General features: G+C 64.6%; 18 protein-coding genes. 8 read left to right on the top strand and 10 right to left on the bottom strand.

The annotated features are described in order from the left end of the window. Position 1 precedes the first annotated feature (1 nt). The 3 genes from ACFP9U_RS02065 to ACFP9U_RS02055 form a co-directional block, all read right to left on the bottom strand. Positions 2-1,414, bottom strand: a complete 1,413-nt coding sequence (locus tag ACFP9U_RS02065) for an MFS transporter (RefSeq protein WP_378618652.1) — start codon at positions 1,412-1,414, stop codon at positions 2-4. A 128-nt stretch (positions 1,415-1,542) separates the two neighbouring features. After that, complete coding sequence (locus ACFP9U_RS02060; RefSeq protein ID WP_378618650.1) at positions 1,543-2,595, bottom strand: M48 family metallopeptidase; 1,053 nt, start codon at positions 2,593-2,595, stop codon at positions 1,543-1,545. After that, the gene (locus ACFP9U_RS02055) at positions 2,585-3,664 is read right to left on the bottom strand and encodes a YjgN family protein (protein WP_378618649.1); all 1,080 of its coding nucleotides are present in this window, start codon (positions 3,662-3,664) and stop codon (positions 2,585-2,587) included. Before ACFP9U_RS02055 ends, ACFP9U_RS02060 begins: the two co-directional genes overlap by 11 nt. A gap of 186 nt (positions 3,665-3,850) precedes the next feature. Between ACFP9U_RS02055 and guaB the strand changes: the two genes are divergently transcribed. Further along, complete coding sequence (guaB, locus tag ACFP9U_RS02050) at positions 3,851-5,353, top strand: IMP dehydrogenase (protein ID WP_378618647.1); 1,503 nt, start codon at positions 3,851-3,853, stop codon at positions 5,351-5,353. Here the strand turns inward: guaB and ACFP9U_RS02045 are convergent. Continuing rightward, positions 5,316-6,302, bottom strand: a complete 987-nt coding sequence (locus ACFP9U_RS02045; protein WP_378618645.1) for a hydrogen peroxide-inducible genes activator — start codon at positions 6,300-6,302, stop codon at positions 5,316-5,318. The genes guaB and ACFP9U_RS02045 overlap by 38 nt on opposite strands. A gap of 137 nt (positions 6,303-6,439) precedes the next feature. Here ACFP9U_RS02045 and katA point away from each other — a divergent pair, with 137 nt between their 5' ends. Both katA and ACFP9U_RS02035 read left to right on the top strand, forming a co-directional pair. Further along, positions 6,440-7,942, top strand: coding sequence for a catalase KatA (gene katA, locus ACFP9U_RS02040; protein WP_378618644.1), 1,503 nt, complete (start codon positions 6,440-6,442; stop codon positions 7,940-7,942). Between the two features lie 126 nt (positions 7,943-8,068). Then, a complete protein-coding gene (locus ACFP9U_RS02035; protein WP_378618642.1) occupies positions 8,069-9,355 on the top strand; it encodes an RsmB/NOP family class I SAM-dependent RNA methyltransferase in 1,287 nt (428 codons plus the stop codon). A 43-nt stretch (positions 9,356-9,398) separates the two neighbouring features. Here the strand turns inward: ACFP9U_RS02035 and ACFP9U_RS02030 are convergent, their stop codons facing one another. Beyond that, positions 9,399-10,097, bottom strand: a complete 699-nt coding sequence (locus tag ACFP9U_RS02030) for a 2'-5' RNA ligase family protein (RefSeq protein ID WP_378618641.1) — start codon at positions 10,095-10,097, stop codon at positions 9,399-9,401. A gap of 59 nt (positions 10,098-10,156) precedes the next feature. Here ACFP9U_RS02030 and ACFP9U_RS02025 point away from each other — a divergent pair, with 59 nt between their 5' ends. Continuing rightward, entirely contained in the window at positions 10,157-10,507 is a 351-nt protein-coding gene (locus tag ACFP9U_RS02025; RefSeq protein ID WP_378618639.1) for a hypothetical protein, read from the top strand. Between the two features lie 128 nt (positions 10,508-10,635). After that, positions 10,636-12,198, top strand: coding sequence for a glutamine-hydrolyzing GMP synthase (gene guaA / locus ACFP9U_RS02020; RefSeq protein ID WP_378618637.1), 1,563 nt, complete (start codon positions 10,636-10,638; stop codon positions 12,196-12,198). 456 nt (positions 12,199-12,654) lie between these two features. Here the strand turns inward: guaA and phnE are convergent, their stop codons facing one another. Genes phnE through phnC form a run of 3 tightly spaced genes read right to left on the bottom strand, consistent with a single transcriptional unit; the run spans position 12,655 to position 15,129 of the window. Next, a complete protein-coding gene (gene phnE, locus ACFP9U_RS02015) occupies positions 12,655-13,458 on the bottom strand; it encodes a phosphonate ABC transporter, permease protein PhnE (protein ID WP_378618636.1) in 804 nt (267 codons plus the stop codon). Positions 13,459-13,461: 3 nt separating this feature from the next. Next, on the bottom strand, positions 13,462-14,337 hold the full coding sequence (gene phnD / locus ACFP9U_RS02010) for a phosphate/phosphite/phosphonate ABC transporter substrate-binding protein (protein WP_378618634.1): 876 nt from the start codon (positions 14,335-14,337) through the stop codon (positions 13,462-13,464). 30 nt (positions 14,338-14,367) lie between these two features. Further along, entirely contained in the window at positions 14,368-15,129 is a 762-nt protein-coding gene (phnC, locus tag ACFP9U_RS02005; RefSeq protein WP_378618633.1) for a phosphonate ABC transporter ATP-binding protein, read from the bottom strand. A 328-nt stretch (positions 15,130-15,457) separates the two neighbouring features. Between phnC and ACFP9U_RS02000 the strand changes: the two genes are divergently transcribed. The 3 genes from ACFP9U_RS02000 (at position 15,458) to ACFP9U_RS01990 (ending at position 19,273) form a co-directional block, all read left to right on the top strand. Beyond that, positions 15,458-16,468, top strand: coding sequence for a phosphonate dehydrogenase (locus tag ACFP9U_RS02000; protein WP_378618632.1), 1,011 nt, complete (start codon positions 15,458-15,460; stop codon positions 16,466-16,468). After that, positions 16,468-17,340 carry a LysR family transcriptional regulator gene (locus ACFP9U_RS01995; RefSeq protein WP_378618631.1) on the top strand — a complete coding sequence of 291 codons (873 nt, stop codon included), beginning with the start codon at positions 16,468-16,470 and terminating at the stop codon, positions 17,338-17,340. The genes ACFP9U_RS02000 and ACFP9U_RS01995 overlap by 1 nt, the downstream gene beginning before the upstream one ends. Before the next feature lie 775 nt (positions 17,341-18,115). Next, positions 18,116-19,273 carry a M24 family metallopeptidase gene (locus tag ACFP9U_RS01990; protein ID WP_378618724.1) on the top strand — a complete coding sequence of 386 codons (1,158 nt, stop codon included), beginning with the start codon at positions 18,116-18,118 and terminating at the stop codon, positions 19,271-19,273. Positions 19,274-19,336: 63 nt separating this feature from the next. Here the strand turns inward: ACFP9U_RS01990 and ACFP9U_RS01985 are convergent, their stop codons facing one another. Both ACFP9U_RS01985 and ACFP9U_RS01980 read right to left on the bottom strand, forming a co-directional pair. Then, complete coding sequence (locus tag ACFP9U_RS01985; RefSeq protein ID WP_378618630.1) at positions 19,337-19,759, bottom strand: cupin domain-containing protein; 423 nt, start codon at positions 19,757-19,759, stop codon at positions 19,337-19,339. A 21-nt stretch (positions 19,760-19,780) separates the two neighbouring features. Beyond that, a complete protein-coding gene (locus ACFP9U_RS01980) occupies positions 19,781-20,623 on the bottom strand; it encodes a phosphoenolpyruvate hydrolase family protein (protein WP_378618629.1) in 843 nt (280 codons plus the stop codon). Position 20,624: the final 1 nt, after the last annotated feature.

Below are 20,624 nucleotides of genomic sequence, written 5' to 3'. Positions count from 1 at the left end.
GTCATTCGGCGGCGGCGGTACGCTTCGTCTCCGCCGCCCGGTGACGGTGGCCCGACACGGCGCTTCCCGTGTCTGCCGGCAGCTTGAGGAAGGGCAGAACGGCGAATGCGCTCATCATCGAGACGACCACGAAGGCGTTGAAGAAGGCGTCGAGGCCGAGCGGCGCCCCCGTTGCGCGCACGGTCGCTTCGAGGATACCGCCGCCGATCGCCACCCCGAGGGCGATGCTCACCTGCTGGCTCACCGCGGCGATCGCCGTCGCCTGGCTCGCCTCCTTGTCGCTGATCTCGGCGAAGACCAGCGCGTTGACCGAGGTGAAGAACAGGGAGCGAAAGAAACCCGCTGCCACCAGCACGGCAATGATGACGGCGTGGGGCGTTGCGGGCGTGAAGAGCGCGTTGACGGCGATGAACCCGCTTCCGGCCAGGGCGGCTGTGACAAGCACCAGACGGAAGCCGGCGGTCCTCAGCGTGGTGCTTGCGATGAACTTCATCGCGATAGCGCCGAAGGCGGAGGTGAAGGTGAGCAGCCCCGACTGGAAGGGCGACAGGCCGAAGCCGACCTGGAACATGAGCGGCAAGAGGAAGGGCACGGCGCCGAGTCCGATCCGGAACAGCGACCCGCCGAGGATGGCGGCGCGGAATGCGCGGTTCCTGAAAAGCTGGAGATCGAGGATTGGACGCGTCGACCGCCGTGCATGGCGCACGTAGAGCCATGTCATCGTCACGCCGAGGCCGGCAATGGCAAAGCCGACGGAAGGCGGCAGGGTCGGCACGCTGATGACGGACAGCCCGAATACCAGGCCGGCTGCGGCCAGGCCCGCCAGAAGAAAACCCTTGAAATCCAGTCTCTGGCGCGCGTCCGGTTCGAAGTCGGGCAGGATGCGCCCGGAAAGCACGATCCCGGCCAGCCCGATCGGCACATTGATGATGAAGATCCAATGCCAGGAGAAGTAGGTGGTGATGAAGCCGCCGACCGGCGGGCCGGCGAGCGGGCCGATCAGCGCCGGCACGGCGACCCAGGCCATCGCCGAGACCAGTTGATTGCGCGGTGTCGCCCGCACCAGCACAAGCCGTCCCACCGGTGTCATCATCGCCCCGCCCATTCCCTGCACGAAGCGCGCCAGCACGAAGGCCGGCAGCGACTGGGCGAGCGCGCAGGCGATCGAGCCCAGGACAAAGACGCCGATGGCGAGCCGGAAGACCCGCTTGGCACCGAAGCGGTCGGCCATCCACCCGCTGACAGGAATGAAGATGGCCAGCGCCACCAGATAGGTGGTCAGGGCCAACTTCAGCGTGACCGGGCTGGTGCCGATGTCGGCGGCGATCGCGGGCAGGGAGGTGGCGATGATGGTGGAATCCATCTGCTCCATGAAGAGCGCCACGGCAAGGATCAACGGCAGGCTGCGGTTCAAGGCTGAGCGTCCGTTTCGTTTCGCGAAACCGCCGGTTAAAACGGAAAGGATCGTCGGCGCAGACCGTATCGGCCTTCCGCCGCGGCTTGTCAAAGCCAGTAGGGACGGAAAGGGGATGCCAGTAGCGCCTACCGCCCCTCCACCTTCTGGGCATGCCGGCGGATATCCTCGATACGGTCTGGGGTTGCCGGATGGGTGGAGAGGAAGTCGTTGCCGCTAACGTCGTCGTATCGGTCGCGCAGCACCTCGAAGAGGCGCGCCAAGCCCGTGGGCTCCCGGCCCGCCTTCGCCATAAGCTCGACACTGTAGCGGTCGGCCTCGCTCTCCTGCGCGCGCGAATAGGAAAGCGTCAGCAGCCCCGAGCCCTGGACCAGCACTTCCTCCACGCCCGAGCCGACATCGCCGCCGATGAACATGATGAGCGCGGTCACGCCGGCTGCGCGATAGAGGCGGCGCAGGCTGTGCTCGTGCACCACGTGGCCGATCTCGTGCGCTAGGACGCCGAGCACGGCATCGTCGTCGCGGGCAAGCCGCACCAACTCATCGGTCAGGATGATCGTACCGTCGGGAAGTGCGAAGGCGTTGGGCCCGATGATGCCGCCTTCGCGGAAGTTAAGCTCGAAGGCGTCAGCGCCTTCGGGCGTCAGCGCGGCAAGAGCGCGGAACTCCTCGGTAATCGCCGCGCGCCTCGCTTCCTCGAGGCGCGAGGGAGAAAGAACCGCTTTGTCCAGCGAGGAAAGCACGCCCTGGCTCATCAGGCGCGGGGCGGCCGGCGGCGTCAGCACCACCGCCGCCTCGACCGTAATCGGCAGAGCATAGCGGTAAAGCCCCACGCAGAGTGCAACGATCAGCACCACAAAAAGCACGAGCCGCGGGTGAAAGCGCTCCAGCCGGTGCACGAGGCCCGCCCGGCGGCCGTAGAGCGCACCCAGCCAGCGGTCGATGGCGTCGTTGTCCTCCGTCTCGAAGACGCTTCCGTCCTCAAAGGTGATGCGGCGCGGGACGGCGCCGACACGGGCCGAGATCGCCAGGCTGTCGACGGCGCCCGTCGCAAGTGCGGCCTCCCCTTCGGCATCGGTCACGGTTGCCATGCCGTCGGCTGTCGTGAACCGGGAGGGCACCGCCCGACTGGAGCGCGGGGGATGCCAGATGCCGGAAATGGTTGGGCAGTCAGAACCCAAAGTCGATGCCTTCCACGTCCATATATTCGGCACCCACGGCAGGACCGGTCTCCTCCACCTGATTGAGATAGTCGTCCAGCAAGCCGCTGACGAGCACCGCCGTGGCCGTGGCGGTGTAACGTGCCATACGCACCGCCGCCCAGGGCCGTGCCAGACCGATGGTGCAGATGGTCGCCAGGAAGTTCGTGATCGAAATCCAGGCGTAGCGGCGCCGGCCGAGCGTTGAGACGAATTGATGGCGGCCGTCGAGCATCGCCGCGTTGAAGGCGACGTTGCGCACGCCGGCGCGGTAGAACAGGCCGGCCACGCCGTAGATCAGCGCAAGCGCGATGAAGACGGCAACCGGTAGGAAGGCGAGGCCGAGGTCCGCGCCCGCAAACGCCCCGCCGAACGGGAAAAAAACTGCCACGGCAAGCAGGCCGAGCAGCGCCGTCCCCAGGAGTACCATGATGGCCGGCAGCCACCATTGGCCGTAGAGCGCGCCCAGCCGCGGGGTGCAGTCCACCTTGCGACCGCCATAGCGCACATTGCCGAGCGTGTAGCGCCACGCCCAGCGTGAGGCAAGCGGCGCCAGGATGCCGAGGGTAACCGCGGCCAGGGCCGGGCCGATGACGAAGGACAGAAGGGCTCCCCAAAAGCCGCCGTGGAAGTCGAGCCGGACGTTGCGGTAGCTGGTCACGCGGGCATTGAAGCGCAGGCCCCGCTTGATGAGCCATGGCGTGACGGCGATCAAAAGCGCAAGCAGCACAAGGCTCGCGACCGGGAAGAACGTGGCCACGGCGTTGTAGACGAGGAGCGCCGCCAGAACGACGATCCGTCCGATGAGGATCTGCATCGGCCGTGCATGGTAGTCGAAGCTGCGGCCGGCAAGCTTCGTGTTACCGTAAAAATAGCGCTGCCGGCGCACCTTCGCCCATGCGGAGTAGATGCCGAGGGTCAGGATCGTCAGTAGGATGTTGACGATCCAGATGCCGAAATATTCGCCGGCCGTGCCCGTGAACGAGAAGCGCTCGAGGCGGCGTTCCCCGGGTGCACCCTCCGCCAGGCTCGGTTGTGTGGTGTCGTTCATCCTGCCCCGCCTCGTAAAGCTTCGATTCAATCAAGGCGTGCACCATGGCGCCAATCCACCGTCTTTTCAATTCCCGGCAGACGTGGTACCAGCCAGCGCCAATCCTGAAAGGGAATCATATTCGAGGAGGCAGCCCGTTGTCCCGCCAGGGGCGGGCCGCCTCCCACATTATTTCAAGGATCGGCCATGGCGAAAATCATCGAAACCGCAACCGGCGCCGAGGCGCTGACCTTTGACGACGTGCTTTTGCAGCCGGGGCATTCCGATGTCATGCCGGGCCAGACGGATGTGCGCACGCGCATCGCAGGCGACGTCGAGCTCAACATACCCATCCTGTCGGCGGCCATGGATACGGTCACCGAAGCGCGGCTGGCGATTGCCGTGGCCCAGGCCGGCGGCATCGGCGTTGTCCACCGCAATTTCACGCCCGCTGAGCAGGCCGAGGAAGTGCGCCAGGTCAAGAAGTTCGAGTCCGGCATGGTGGTGAATCCCGTCACCATCGGCCCCGACGCCACGCTGGCCGACGCGCATGCGCTCATGAACGCCCACACCATCTCCGGCATCCCGGTGGTGGAGAACGGCGGGCGTGGCGGCCACACGACCGGCCGGCTGATCGGGATCCTCACCAATCGCGATGTCCGCTTCGCCTCGAACCCGGCCCAGCCCGTGCGCGAACTGATGACGCACGACAACCTGATCACCGTGAAGGAAGGGGTGAGCCAGGAAGAGGCCAAGCGCCTCCTGCATCAGCACCGCATCGAGAAGCTGCTGGTCGTCGACGGCGCCGGCAATTGCGTCGGGCTGATCACGGTCAAGGATATCGAGAAGTCTCAGCTCAACCCCCATGCCTGCAAGGACGCGCAGGGCAGGTTGCGGGTGGCGGCGGCCACCAGCGTCGGCGACGACGGTTTCGAGCGTGCCGAGCGGCTCATCGATGCAGGGGTCGATCTCCTGGTGATCGACACGGCCCACGGACATTCCCAGCGGGTCCTGGATGCCGTCGCCCGCGCCAAGACGATCTCCAACGCCGTGCGCATCGTCGCCGGCAATGTGGCCACGGCCGACGGGACGAAGGCGCTGATCGACGCGGGCGCGGACGCGGTCAAGGTGGGTATTGGCCCCGGCTCCATCTGCACCACGCGCGTGGTGGCGGGCGTCGGGGTGCCGCAGCTTTCGGCGATCATGGCGGCGGCGGAAGCCGCCCACAAGGCCGGCGCGACGGTGATCGCCGACGGCGGCATCAAATATTCCGGCGATCTGGCCAAGGCGCTGGCCGCCGGTGCCGACGCGGCCATGATCGGCTCCCTGCTGGCCGGCACGGACGAAAGCCCCGGCGAAGTCTATCTCTACCAGGGCCGCTCCTTCAAAGCCTATCGCGGCATGGGCTCGGTCGGCGCCATGGCGCGCGGCTCGGCCGACCGCTACTTCCAGGCGGAGGTGCGCGATACGTTGAAGCTCGTGCCGGAGGGCATCGAGGGCCAGGTGCCCTACAAGGGGCCGGCCGCTGGCGTCCTGCACCAGCTGACGGGCGGGCTGAAGGCGGCCATGGGGTATGTCGGCGCGCAAAACCTGCCGGAGTTCCAGAAACGGGCCACCTTCGTGCGCATTTCCGGCGCGGGCCTGCGCGAGAGCCATCCCCACGACGTGACGATCACCCGCGAAAGCCCGAATTATCCGGGCGCAGGCTGAGCGGGCCTGCAGCACTCTGTAGGGGCCGCGGTCGGGCGGTGCCCGGCGCCTCGGTCCCGCGCCGGACTTCCCTGATGGCGGCCCCCATGGCGGTGAAATCCGCCTGACGGGGATTCGTCTTGCGCCAGCCGAGACAGATGGTGCGTGAGGGTCCCGGCTCGGCGAATGGCAGCACGCGCACGCCCGGCAGAAGCGTGGCCGCTTCGCGTGCCATTTCCGGGATCAGTGTCACGCCCAGCCCGTGCGAGACCATGTGCAGGAGTGTTGCCAGGCTCGAGGCCCCGAAGCTCGCCATGGTCACCGGCTTGACCATGCCGCAGACGGCCAGCGCCTGGGCGCGCAGGCAGTGGCCTTCCTCCAGCAGCATCAGCCGCTCCAGCTCCGGCATGTCCTGGGCGACGGGCGGCGCCATGCGCTCCGCCTCGTCTTCCGGCACGGCGAGGTAGAAGCGGTCCTCGAAAAGCGTTTCCTGCACAAGCTGCGGCGCGTCGAGCGGCGCGGCGGCGATGATCCCGTCGAGCCCGCCATTGCCCGTCTCCTTCAGCAGTGTTTCGGTGACGGCCTCGCGCACCTCCAGGCGCAGTGCGGGAAAGCGTTCTTTCAGCAGTGGCAGCAGATGCGGCAGCAGATAGGGGGCGACGGTGGGAATGACGCCCAGCCGGAACGGTCCTTCGAGCACGCTCCGGCCGCGCCGGGCGACATTTTCCAGATCCTCGACCTCGGCCAGGATGCGTGCAACGCGCGGGCGCAGTTCAAGGGCTTCCGCCGTCAACCGTACGGTGCCGCCGCCGCGCTCGAACAGCCGCACCCCTAGTTGCGCCTCCATCTCCGCGATCTGGGCGGAAAGCGCGGGCTGCGTGACGCCAGCCGTCTCTGCGGCGCGTCGGAAATGCAGGGTTTCTGCCAGATGCTGGAAATACTGCATCTGACGGAGTGTCAATCGCAACATAAGGAAAACTTATCACATAGAATAAGAAAGACAATTGGAGTTGGCGGACGCCCGTCTATATAGTCTGGAACTGTTCCAATCACCGTCTCTCAGCCGCGCATACCCACGACCGGATGCGCCAGCAAGGAGTAATTGCGATGGCCGACAAACCGACGCTCACCACCACAGCGGGCGCACCGATCCCGGACAACCAGAACTCGATGACGGTGGGCGAGCGCGGCCCCGTTCTCCTGCAGGACTATCAGCTTATCGAGAAGCTGGCGCACCAGAACCGCGAGCGCATCCCCGAGCGCGTGGTCCATGCCAAGGGCTGGGGCGCCTACGGCACGCTCAAGATTACCGGCGACATTTCCAAATACACCAAGGCCAAGGCGCTGCAGCCGGGCGCGGAGACGCCGCTGATCCTGCGCTTTTCCACCGTGGCCGGCGAGCTCGGCGCGGCCGACGCCGAGCGCGACGTGCGCGGCTTCGCCATCAAGTTCTACACCGAAGAGGGCAACTGGGATCTCGTCGGCAACAACACGCCGGTCTTCTTCGTGCGCGATCCCTTGAAGTTCCCCGACTTCATCCACACCCAGAAGCGGCACCCCAAGACCAATCTGCGCTCGGCGACGGCCATGTGGGACTTCTGGTCGCTTTCGCCGGAGAGCCTGCACCAGGTCACCATCCTGATGTCCGACCGCGGCCTGCCGACGGCGCCGATGTTCATGAACGGCTACGGCTCGCATACCTATTCCTTCTGGAACGATGCCGGCGAGCGCTATTGGGTGAAGTTCCACTTCAAGACCATGCAGGGCCACAAGTTCCACACCAACGAGGAGGCCGAGAAGGTCGTCGGCAAGACCCGAGAGAGCTATCAGGAGGCCCTCTTCAATACGATCGAGGACGGCAACTTCCCGAAGTGGAAGGTGCAGGTGCAGATCATGCCCGAACTCGACGCGGACAAGACGCCTTACAACCCCTTCGACCTCACCAAGGTCTGGCCGCATGGCGACTATCCGCCGATCGACATCGGCGTGCTGGAGCTGAACCGCAACCCGGAGAACTACTTCGCCGAGATCGAGCAGGTGGCCCTTTCTCCCTCCAACATCGTGCCCGGCATTTCGCACTCGCCGGACAAGATGCTGCAGGCGCGCATCTTCTCCTATGCCGATGCGCACCGTTACCGGCTCGGCACCCACTACGAGGCGCTGCCGGTCAATGCGCCGCGCTGCCCGGTCCACCACTACCACAAGGACGGCCAGATGAACTTCTTCGGCCACAAGTCCGGTAATCCGGATGCCTATTACGAGCCGAACTCGATGGGTGGTCCGGTAGAGCAGTCCGCCGCCAAGGAGCCGCCGCTGAAGATCTCCGGCGATGCCGATCGCTACAACCATCGCATCGGCAATGACGACTATTCCCAGCCGCGGGCGCTCTTCAACCTGTTCGACGAGGACCAGAGGCACCGGCTCTTCAACAATATCGCCGCGGCGATGGCCGGGGTGCCGGGCGAGATCGTCGAGCGCCAGCTCGCTCATTTCGACAAGGTGCACCCCGAATACGGCAACGGCGTGCGCAAGGCGCTGAAGGAGGCGCACGGCTACGAGGCCAACGCCGTCTCCACCGCCGAGTCCTCGCCGCAGGCGGCGGCCGAATAGCGCTTACCTCACGAAGGCGAATACGGGCGCGGAGCGATCCGCGCCCGTTCTTCTATTGGGCGCTTGTCTGCGCCGCCGGGTCGGCTTAGCTAGGAGCCGAGACGGGCAACCGGAAAGGCAACACCCATGCGCCTCGGCGGCAGGCTGGCGGCAGCCATCGAGATTCTCCAGGACATCGAGACGCGTCACAGGCCCGCGGCCGAAGCGATGCGGGACTGGGGGTTGTCGCATCGTTTCGCCGGAGCAGGCGACCGGGCGGCGATCGGCAATTTCGTTTATGACGGGCTGCGACGTCGGCGCGCGGCCGCTTTCCTTTTCGACGCGGACACGCCGCGCGCGCTCGCCCTCGGCGGCTTCCTTCTGGAGAACCGCAAAGGGCCGGAGGCGCTGGAGGCTGCCTTCGCCGACGACAGTTTCGCACCGCCGCCTCTGGACGATGCCGAGAAGGCGATGCTCGTTACCCGGTTTCGGCAGGACCTGCCCGACGCCGTCCGTGCCAACGTGCCGGAATGGTGCGAGCCGATGATGGCACGTGCATTTGCCGAGGGTTGGGTGGAGGAGGGGATGGCCCTGGCCACCCGGCCGCCGCTCGACATGCGTGCCAACACCTTGAAGGCCGGGCGCGAGAAGGTCCTTGCCGCCCTGTCGCGGGTCGGAGCCGTGCCCGCCCGTATTGCGTCCCATGGCATGCGCATTCCCCCGGTCGAGGGTGACCGGCGCCACCCCAATGTCCAGGCCGAGCCCGCCTTCCGCCGGGGCTGGTTCGAGGTGCAGGACGAGGGCTCGCAGGTCGTTGCCGAACTTGCCGGGGCCACTCCCGGCGCCCAGGTGCTCGACTTCTGCGCCGGCGCGGGCGGCAAGACCCTTGCCATGGCCGCAATGATGGAAAATCGCGGCCAGATCCATGCCTATGATGCCGACCGGCAGCGCCTCGCGCCCATCTTCGAGCGCCTGAAGCGCGCCGCCTGCCGCAATGTCCAGGTCATCGCGCAGGAGGATGCGCTGAAGGCGATCGAGGGGCGGATGGACTTCGTCGTGGTGGACGCGCCCTGCACGGGCTCCGGCACGTGGCGCCGGCGGCCGGACGCCAAATGGCGGCTCACCCCGCAACAACTCGAAGCCCGCTGCGCCGAACAGATGGCCATCCTCGACAGCGCCGCCCGCTACGTAAAGCCGGGTGGCAGGCTTGCTTACATCACCTGCTCGATTTTCGAGGAGGAGAACGGCGCGCAGGCGCAAGCTTTCCTGGCGCGCGCATCCGAATTCCGCGCCCTCGACCACGGCGCGCTGTGGCGTGATCGCTTTCCCGGCAACCAGACAGCCGCCCGCGTGGACGAGGCCGGCGGCATCACCCTGACACCCGCTTCGGCAGGCACGGACGGCTTTTACTTCGCCGGCTTCGAACGCGCATAGAACGCCACATGCTTCCGCACGGGAGCGAATCGATGGCTCGAGGTCACCCCTGAAACGGCCAACGGTTGATCAGGTTATATTTCGAAAGCCCAAGCTCGCTGTGGACGAGGGCGAATGCGGTCGCCGTGAAGCGGATCGGTTCGATCGGCTGGAACGGCACTTTCCGCCGACCATAGAGAAGGGTCATGTGCGGCGTGAAATCCGCCGAGGCTTTCAGGCCGTTCCTTTCCATGGCGGCGCCGAGAACCCCGTGGAGATTCAGCAGCGCATCTCCCTCGGCGAGCAGGACAAGCGGCCGCTTGCGCGGCCGGCCCGCGACCGCCGGCGCCCCCTCGAAGCTTCCCACAGAGCGGAAGGTCACCTCGAACGGGTACGCCGCCACGGCGTTTCCGGCCTGCTTTGCCGCATAGATGAATTTCGTCCGCAGGCAGCTGTAGTCTCCAACATGCTGCAGCGATATGTGCAGGCGCTTCCACTTGATCCGCCTGCCTTGCAGGCCGCTTTTCCGGATGAACTGTCCTGCGAACCACCATACCCGAAGGGCTGTTTCCTTGTCCGGAAACAGCAGGAACATCAGCCGTTCGGGTTTCGCGGGCCTGGCGGGGCCGTCGAGGTAGAACGGAAACGCACTTTGCACCGGGGGCATTTTCGACACTCCATACGCGCCCCCAAATCGTCGAGATATTAGAACAAATAGAGAACATAAGCAAGCGCCATCGCTGATGCGGAGATCGGTCTGCATTTTGCCCTCGAGGCACCTAGCTATTCCCCAGTGGATCTCTTGAGCATACGAGAAATGCGATGCCGAGTTCGACCTACCAGCTGTTCGCGCAGGCCATGGCAGGCCGCAAACAGGTCATTTGCACCTATGACGGCTATCCGCGCGAGGTCTGTCCGGTCATCCTGGGGCACAGCAAGGGGCGGGAGGCAGCACTCGTCTACCAGTTTGCCGGCGGGAGCAGGAGCGGCCTTCCCAAAGGGGGCCAGTGGAAGTGCTTTTCGCTTTCCAAGGCGAGCGGCGTTCGGCTTCGCGACGGCCCCTGGCGTGCCGGCTCCAGCCATCGGCGGCCGCAAAGCTGTGTCGAAATCGTCGATCTGGACGTCAATCCCGACAGCCCCTACGACCCGCTGCGCCGCTTCGGCAAAGCGTGAGGCTTCGGGGCGCCATCGGCCGCATTGCAGCAGTGCGACGGTTCCTATATGGCATTGCAACGGAGGCTTTGCCGGGTCATTGCCCAGGCCGCTTTCCGGCGCTTTTCACCCGGACCCGTTGGAGCACCATGAGCATCACCAAACATCCCGACACCGTTCTCATCGTCGATTTCGGCAGCCAGGTCACGCAGCTCATCGCGCGGCGCGTGCGCGAGGCTGGCGTCTACTCGGAAATTGCGCCATTCCAGCTTGCCGGGGAGGCGTTCCGCCGCCTGCAGCCCAAGGCGGTCATCCTGTCCGGAAGTCCCGCCTCCACCGCCGACGTTGGCAGCCCCCGCGCTCCCGAAGTCGTTTTTGAATCGGGCGTGCCGGTCCTCGGCATCTGCTACGGCGAGCAGACCATCTGCGCCCAGCTCGGCGGCAAGGTGGAAGGCAGCGACCATCGCGAGTTCGGCCGCGCCTTCCTGGAGGTCGAGGAGGATTGCGCCCTTTTCGAAGGCGTGTGGGCCCCCGGCACCCGGCACCAGGTGTGGATGAGCCATGGCGACCGCGTGACGGCGATCCCGCCCGGCTTCAAGGTGGTGGGCACCTCCGCCGGCGCGCCTTTTGCCGCCATCGCCGATGAGAAGCGCAAATATTACGGTGTGCAGTTCCATCCGGAGGTCGTTCACACGCCCGACGGCGCGAAGCTCATCGCCAACTTCGTGCACAAAATAGCCGGGCTCGCCGGCGACTGGACCATGGCCGCCTATCGCGATCAGGCGATTGCCGCGATCCGCGATCAGGTGCGCGACGGCAAGGTGATCTGCGCCCTTTCCGGCGGCGTCGATTCCTCTGTGGCCGCCTTGCTGACGCACGAGGCGGTGGGCGAGCAGCTCACCTGCATCCTCGTCGACCACGGTCTGATGCGCAAGAACGAGGCGGCCGAGGTCGTGCAGATGTTCCGTGAGCACTACAACGTGCCGCTGGTCCTGGTCGACGCCTCCGATCGCTTCATCGGCGCGCTGGAAAACGAGAGTGACCCCGAAAAGAAGCGCAAGACCATCGGCCGGCTTTTCATCGAGGTATTCGAGGACGAGGCGAAGAAGCTAGGCGGTGCCGACTTCCTCGTCCAGGGAACCCTTTATCCCGACGTGATCGAGAGCGTCTCCTTCACCGGCGGTCCCTCCGTCACCATCAAGTCACACCACAATGTGGGCGGCCTGCCCGAGCGCATGAACATGAGCCTCGTCGAGCCTCTGCGCGAGCTCTTCAAGGACGAGGTACGCGTACTCGGCAAGGAGCTCGGCCTGCCCGACCACTTCATCGGCCGCCATCCTTTCCCCGGCCCCGGCCTTGCCATCCGCTGCCCGGGCGGGGTGACGCGCGAGAAACTCGAAATCCTGCGCTCGGCCGACGCCATCTATCTCGATGAGATCCGCAAGGCCGGCCTCTATGACGCCATCTGGCAGGCCTTCGCCGTGCTCCTTCCCGTCCAGACGGTGGGCGTCATGGGCGACGGCCGCACCTACGAATATGTCTGCGCGCTGCGCGCCGTCACCTCGGTCGACGGCATGACCGCCGACTTTTACCATTTCGACATGGATTTCCTCGGCCGCGCCGCCACCCGCATCATCAACGAGGTCAAAGGCATCAATCGTGTCGTCTACGACGTGACGTCGAAGCCGCCGGGAACGATCGAGTGGGAGTGATTCAGGTGATACCGGAAGTATCCGGCGGCGCGCCAGAATACGACCTATCAACGATAGAGTGGGCGAGCGGGTAAATGGCGACGATAGCGTAGTTTCGGCGGCGGTTTTCGCTGCCGTCCTGTTGCCGTTCCCATCGGTATCGTATTCCCGCAGAGTTGGCGTTCTCCATCCCTGACACGCAGATCCCATCCGCTGCCCACTTTCGGGATGATGTCAAGCCGCTTCAAAGGGCGGGAGTGCTCCAGCGAAGAGTAGCGTAAACAAAGGCGCGTCTGCTTCGCGCCGATCTCGGACATCCGAGCTGTCCCGGGCGGTCCACCAAGAGTAGGCGGCGCTGTCGCCGAAACCACGGGTGAGTGGACTTGCTCCGATTAAAGGGTTGTGTTGCCCTGATGCCCATGAGGGGGTCGTCAGTTGAACAGTCTTCTCAGATCGAGAAGCTCATACGCACTATGATCACCTTAGTGCACTTCGGAGCGTGGCGCCCAACCCGTCGACCAGGACAACACAGAACAGGATCGCAAGGAGAATCGCCGAGACCTGATCGTAGGCCAACAGACGCAGCGCCGCCATCAGTTCGAAGCCGATCCCACCAGCGCCGACGATACCCAGCACGGCCGAGGCGCGGAAATGATATTCCCAGCGATAGATCGTGATGTCGGCGAGTTGCGGGAGCACCTGCGGCAGAACGGCATGCAGGATGACGCCCATCGGCCCGCATCCGGCCGCCCGGGCCGCCTCGATCGGTTTCGGGTCCACGTGTTCGATGGCCTCGGCGTAGAACTTGCCGACCATGCCGACTGAGTGAAGCCCCAGCGCAAGCACCCCGGGAAGTGCTCCGAAGCCGACAGCGGCGACGAAAAGCACGCCCATGATGATTTCCGGCACGGATCTGAGGAAGGAAAGGACCAATCGCGCGCCCTGGTAGATTACCGCATTCGGGGCGGTGTTCGGCGCCGCCAGCAGAGCGAGTGGAAGCGAGAACACCACCGCAAAGGCGGTTCCAGCGATCGACATGGCAAGGGTATCGATCAGCGGGCGCATCCAGCTCTGCCAGCGGGAGAAATCCGGTGGCACCATCTCGTCGAAAAGCTGGGCGATCGCCGGACCGCCATCCCGCAGGCGTGCGAGGTCGAAGAAACCGGTGATCCAAAGCGCGCCGATGCACACGGTAACGATCAAAGCGGCCAGCGCGGCCGCCCAGCGGGCGGCGCGGCGCTCTTCGGAAAGGATGCCGGCGTAGATCTCTTCCGTCGACATGGCTCAGTTCGCCTTTGCCAGATTGATCTCGAGAATTTCTGCCATCTCGCGCAGCACGTCATAAGCAGCGTCATCGGTCGGATCGAGCCGCTCCACCCGAAACAGTTCGAGAATCTCGGGATTGTCGATATCCAGGAAGGCCGACCTGATCGCCTCCTTCAACTCCGGGACGAGGTAGCCTTGCATGGTGAGGGGATAGTTCGGCAGCGGATCGCTGTAGCCGAGCACGCGAATTTTGGAAGCATCGACCTTGCCCCGCTCGACCAGAACCTCGTAGATCGATTCCGACAGGCCGCCGGCAGGCACCTGGCCAGCAGCCACTGCCCGCGCTACGGCGTCGTGCTTGCCCAAATGCACAACCTTGTAGTCTGAATCGCCCTTGAGCCCAGCCCTGGCCAGCACCGTGCGCGGCGCCAGGTGGCTCGAAGTCGACGCCTGATCGCCAAATGCAAAGGGCTTGCCGCGGATATCCTCGTAGCCCTTTATCGGACCCTCGGCATTCGCGATCAGGATTGAGCGGTAGGTCGGTGAACCATCGACCACGCCCACGCCGAAGGGCTCGATTTCGGGCGCACGCGACTTGGCCAAGACGTAGGAGAGCGGGCCAAAATACCCGACCTCGATACGCCCGAAACGCATAGCTTCGATCATGGAAGAATAGTCGGTCGTCACGAGGATTTCGACGTCCCTGCCCAGGCGCTCAGCGAGAAACTCCTTCAAGGGCTGCGCGTTCTGGATGATGGTTGCAGCGTTCTCGTCAGGCAGGAGCGCCACGCGCAGGGTCTGCGGGTCGGTGCGGTCCGACGCCGCGGCAGGCAGAGCGGTGGCGAAGCTCGAGGCAACGAGAGCGGCGAGGACGTGGCGTCGGGTAGGTAGCATGGCGATCTCCTGATCGAACGGTTTGAATGGTTATGCGGCGGCCGCGGGCAAGTCCGCAGGCAAGCGGCCATAGATTGCGTCGAGCGCATGAGGTGTGAGCGTTTTCGGGCTCCCGCGAAACACGACGCGTCCGGCGGAAAGCCCGATGATCTCGTCCGCAAAGCGACGGGCGAATTCCACTTGGTGCAGGCTCACCACGGCGGTGATCCCGTCCTCGCTGCAAATTCTGTGCAGATCCGAGAGCACGCGCTCCGCAGTGGCAGGGTCGAGGCTTGCCACGGGTTCGTCGGCAAGTATCAGGCTGGGCTCCTGCGTCATCGCACGCGCGATGCCGACGCGTTGCTGCTGCCCGCCGGACAGTTGGTCGGCCCGATCGAGCGCCCGATCGAGAAGGCCGACACGATCCAGTGCCTCCAGCGCCACAAGCCGGTCGGATCGCGGCAGTGGCAACAGCGTCCGCAAGACCGCATGCCGCGATAGCCGGGCCGTCAGCACATTGGCCAGGGCCGTCATCCGTCCGATCAGATGATGATGCTGAAAAACCATGCCGGTGGTGCGCCGATGCGCGCGCAGGCGTGCCCGGGACGAAAAGATCGAGCCCGCATCGCCGCACAGAACATCACCGTGCGTTGGGCGCACCAATCCGTTGAGGCAACGCAGGAGGCTGGACTTTCCTGCACCGGAAGGACCCAGCAGCACGAGGAATCGACCTGCAGCCACCTCGAGATCGGTGTCATGCAATGCCGTCACCCCATTCGGATAACCGAGCGACAGACTTTCGACGCGAATCATTTGCTTCTCCTGTGCCGGCAAAGGATGGCAAGCTCAACGGCGGACCACCCCCGGAGAGTCAGAATTGCTATTTGATTTCTATTTCCAATTATAAAGACTTATCGATTGATGTCTTCCTAGCAGCGCAAGATGACGCCTGTATGAACGGCATCTGGAAAAGCTCTGCCTAAAAAAGAACGTCTCTTCTGAGGATTGGCCCGCATTTGATTTCCATATTGATTGGATTACACGATTGATATACGACGATGATTATCATCGCGAAGTGTGTGGGGCGGTTGGCCTCGTAGCTGACCGGCTGGCCTGCCGAACATTCGAGGAGACATCGAACGTGGCACGCAAGACCATCGTCACCAACTGGATACATCGGGAGGTGCTCGACCGGCTCGAGACGAGAGGCGCGGTGGAAGCCAACCAGGCGCGCCAGCCGTGGTCGCGCGAAGAGCTTCTGGCCCGGGCGCGAGACGCCGACGCGATGGTCGCTTTCATGACCGATCACGTCGATGAAGAATTCCTCGAGCAATGCCCGGACCTCAAGGTCATCGCCTGTGCCTTGAAGGGGGCCGACAATTTCGACCTGGCGGCGTGTCGGCGGCGTGGCGTGGCCGTCAGCATCGTCCCGGACCTGCTGACCGCGCCGACGGCGGAGCTCACCATCGGCCTCATGATCGCCCTCGGCCGCAACATCGTGGAAGGCGACCGTCTTGTTCGTGGCGGCTCCTTCACGGGCTGGCGGCCGATCCTCTACGGCACTGGCCTGGACGGCGCCACCGTCGGGATCATCGGTATGGGCGCCGTCGGCCAGGCGATCGCGTATCGGCTGCGCGCCTTCCGGTGCCGGCTCCTCTACTGCGATGCGCGTCCGCTTTCGCCAGGAAAGGAGGATGCGCTCTGCCTGGTACGACGAGACCTGTCACCGCTCCTGCGGGAGTGCGACTATGTGGTCCTGGCGCTGCCACTCGTTCCCGACTCGCTCCATCTGATCGATGCGGCTGCACTGGCGGCAATGAAACCCGGCGCAATGCTCGTCAATCCGGCCCGCGGCTCCCTCGTCAACGAAGCGGCCGTCGCCGATGCGCTCGAGGCCGGCACTCTCGGTGGCTACGCGGCTGACGTTTTCGAAATGGAGGACTGGGCGCGGCCGGACCGTCGCTGCGAAGTCGAGCCTCGGCTGCGCGCCCATCCCCGCACCGTGCTGACGCCCCACCTGGGCTCGGCCGTCGACAGCGTGCGCTGCGACATCGCACTCGCCGCCGCCGACGACATCTTGCGCTTCCTCGATGGCGGGCGGATGCACGGAACGATCCTCGATCCGCACAAATCCATGGAGAGAACCGCCTGATGCTCAACTTGACGCATGTCCAAGCGTTCCTCGCCATCGTGGATTCAGGCGGCTTCCATGAAGCGGCCCGCCGCCTCGGCGCTTCCCAGCCGACGGTGAGCCAGCAGTTGCGCAAGCTCGAGGAGAGCCTCGGCGTGACACTCGTTCATCGTGCCCATCGCAACGCTTCCCCAACGGCGCGGGGGGCGGCCTTCCTCCCGTTCGCCCGGCGCCTCATCGAGGGCGCGGAACGCTCGATTCAGGCGGTTCATCGCCATCCCCTCGCTGTCGGGGCTGCCTCCAATCCGGGCATTTACCTGCTGCCGCCCTATATCCGCCGTTTTGAACAGGAGGATCCCAAAGCGCTTCCCGTGCGGCTGCGCATCGGCACCAACCCCGAAACGATCGCGCGGCTCGAGAGCGGAGAAATCGATGTCGCCGTGACGGAGTGGTGGGAGCCCCGTTCGGGCTGCGAGGTCGTACCCTGGCGGCGCGATCCGATGGTGGTGATTGTGGCGCCCGACCACCGCTGGAGCCGAAGACGCTCAATCTCTGCGGAAGAATTCGTCACCGAACCTGTATTGGGAGGCGAGCCCGGTACGGGTACGGGACGATTGTTGCGCTCGGAGTTGAGAAGTCTGGTGGATCGAATGAATGTGACGCAGCAGCTCGGCAGCACGGAGGCCGTGAAACGGGCGGTCGCCGCGGGCCTTGGCATCTCCATCGTACTTGCAAGTGCCGTTCGCGACGAAGTCGCATCGGGTAGCCTCGTCGCCCTCACTCTCGAAGGAGTCTCGATGGAGCGCCAGCTCTTCGTCATCACCCCCGCCGATGCGCCGCCGACAGCGATGTCGCGCCGTTTCACGGCTACCCTGATGCAACTGGCCTCGTGAAACCGGTGATGAGGCGGAGCACAGGGCGAGCCTGCCGGTACGATCTGGTAATCTCCACCGCCCTCTATGGCGCAGCCGTCATGATCCTCGTCAGACGCATCGCGTGCCGAGCACGATCAGTTTCGGCACGGACCCGAAGAAGCTCTTTCAACGAACTTCGGGATTTTCATGAAGTAGCGGCATTGCAGCCATTTTGATGCCAGATCACTTTAAGAAACTGCATAATTCATTTAGCGTGTCTTCATAAGCAGCCGGAAAACTGCCAAATGCGGGATATAAATCTCAAGGCCACCGAAGAGGGGGGTACTCAACCGAAGCGTAAACCGGTACACGAACGGGAGCCCCTGCAGGACCGAGGTGATCCCATGGAACCGATCTGCAAAAAGCGGTATGGCAACCGGATCCTGAGTGGCGCCGATCAGGTCTCAGCTTGAGGCCGTTTCCATACGGGGTATCATGTACGCGCGCAAACGTGGCCGGTGTTCACCAGCAATGCGGATTGCGGTGGCGTGCAGCCGGTGCGCCCCTCGACATCTTCTTTCGACAGTGATTGGCGGGCACGAGTGGCGATCGGGCGGGACGACGCGCGTGCCCGTGCGGCCGGACGGCTTGTCGCCCGGCGGCGGATGGGTAGGTTTGGGTTGTCTGGATGCCGCCCTGGACTCTGGACGCTCCAGCTTCCAATGTGCAAAACTGGTCCGACCAGAAATGTTTGATGCGGCCGCTTGCGAGGGAGGAACCGGTGAATATCGACGCGTCTCAAACGACCCGCACCATGGCCCCGTTTGATACGGGCCGCCTCGACGCGCTGATGGAGGAGGCCGGCATCGATGTGCTCCTCGCCACTTCCAAGCACAACACGCAGTATCTGCTCGGCGGCTACAGGTTCATCTTCTTTTCAACGATGGATGCGATCGGGCACAGCCGCTACCTGCCCGTCGTCATCTATGAAAAGGGACACGCCGAAAACTCCGCTTATGTGGCCAACCGGATGGAGGGCGGCGAGCACCAGAACCATCCGTTCTGGACCCCCGCCTTTCATGCTGCGGCCTGGGGGACGCTGGATGCCGCCGAATACGCGGTGGAGCATCTGAGGAAGATCGGGAAGGGGGCGGCACGCATCGGCATCGAGCCGTCTTTCCTGCCGCTGGACGCCTACAGGCTGTTCAGCGAGCGGCTAGAGGGCGCGACTTTCGTGGACGCGACCGGCGTGCTCGAGCGGTTGCGTGCCGTGAAGAAACCGGAGGAGCTGGAGAAGCTGCGCAAGGCCTCCGAGCTCGTCACCAACGCCATGATGGCGACAATCGGGTGGGCGCGTGCAGGAACGACAAAAACCGAGATCATCGAAAGGCTGCGGCAGGAGGAGACGAACCGCGGCCTGCAGTTCGAATATTGTCTTCTCACCCTGGGACCGAGCCACAACCGGGCAGCGTCGGACCAGGCCTGGCGGGAGGGCGATGTGCTCTCCATCGATTCCGGCGGAAACTATCGCGGCTATATCGGTGATCTGTGCCGCATGGGCGTGCTGGGGCATCTCGACGCCGAACTGGAGGATTTGCTTGGCGAGGTGGAGCAGATCCAGCAGGCGGCTTTCTCGAAGGTTCGCGCAGGGGCGCGCGGCGGCGACGTGATCGCCCGTGCGCAGAGCGTGCTCAAGGCCTCCAAGGTTGCCGAATTTACCGATTTCTTCGCCCACGGCATGGGCCTGATCACCCATGAGGTGCCGTTTCTGATGACCAATCATCCGGTCACCTATGAAGGCGTAGACGCTGCACGTCCTCTGGAGGCCGGCATGGTCGTCTCGGTGGAGACGACCATGCTTCACCCTTCCCGCGGCTTCATCAAGCTCGAGGACACGCTGGCGGTCACAAACGACGGCTATGAGATGTTCGGCGAGCGTGGCAGGGGTTGGAACCGGGGCGCGACGGCATAGGAACGGACAGCCAGCCGAAAGGCCTCGTCTGCCTGCGTGCGTGGCCGCCGATGGCTCGCAGCGTTACGCCCCGCCAGCCTTCAACAGGCGGAAGTCGGGAAGATCCCGAAGCGCCTGTTCCGGACCGGCCGGTGAATAGACGACGAAGAGCTGCATCGGGCCGTCGCCGGTGTTGAGCGTCGAGTGATAGCGGCTTTCGGGGACATAGACGGTGCAGCCCGGCCCCACTTCGCGCGTGACGGGATTGCCGCTCTCGTCCTCGACCATCTGTTCGCCATTGCCCGAAATCACGAAGATGATCTCTTCGGCGCCCGGATGGTTGTGGCGCGCATGCCCTTCTCCCGGGTTGACGTCCACGACACCACCGGAAAACCGCCTGGCACCATTGACCTCCGGCCCGACCGTCAGCGCCAGTCTGCCCCAGTCGAAGCCGAAAGCATCCACCTCGCCGGGATAGTTGAAGAATTGCCGCCTGCTTTTGCTCATCTCGTTTTCCTCCCTGAAACCTCACGTGCTTTCGCGCAGCAGCAGCGCTTTGAAGCTCGCCGTCTGGTCGCGGATCGCCGCCTCCGCGGGCAGGCGCTCCATCGAGCTCGCACCGTAGAAGCCGTGGATGCCCACGCAGCGTTCGAGGATGTAGCGCGCGTCCTCGGGCATCGAGATCGGCCCTCCATGACAGAGCACGATCACGTCCCCGCGAACGGTCCGGGCCGCCGCCGCGATCGCGTCTATCTCTTCCACGCACTGGTCCAGCGACTTGGCCGAGGAGGCTCCGATCGTGCCGCCGGTGGTCACGCCCATGTGGGCGACCACGATGTCCGCTCCGGCGCGCGTCATTGCGATTGCCTCATCCGCATTGAAGACATATGGCGTCGTCAGGAGGTCGAGCCGGTGCGCGGCGGCGATCATGTCGACCTCCAGCGCGTAGGACATGCCCGTCTCCTCGAAGCTGCGGCGCATCGTCCCGTCGAAAAGTCCGATCGTCGGGAAATTCTGCACGCCGGAGAAGCCCATCGCCTTCAGTTCGGAAAGGAACTGCGGCATCAGCACGAAGGGGTCCGTTCCGTTGACGCCCGCAAGCACCGGCGTTCTTTCGACCACCGGCAGAACCTCCGCCGCCATCTCCTTCACGATCGCGTTGGCATTTCCGTAGGCGAGCAAGCCGGCGGCGGAACCCCGTCCCGCCATGCGATAGCGGCCCGAATTGTAGATGATGATGAGGTCGATCCCGCCCGCTTCCTCAGCCTTGGCGGAAAGGCCTGTTCCGGCCCCTCCGCCGACGATAGGCTTGCCCTCGTCGATCATCTTGCGGAACGTCTCGAGGACTTGGCTACGTGAAATTGCGGGCATC

Source organism: Nitratireductor sp. GCM10026969 (assembly GCF_042660605.1).
Lineage (GTDB): Bacteria > Pseudomonadota > Alphaproteobacteria > Rhizobiales > Rhizobiaceae > Chelativorans.
This window is presented reverse-complemented; position numbering and strand designations above follow the sequence as displayed.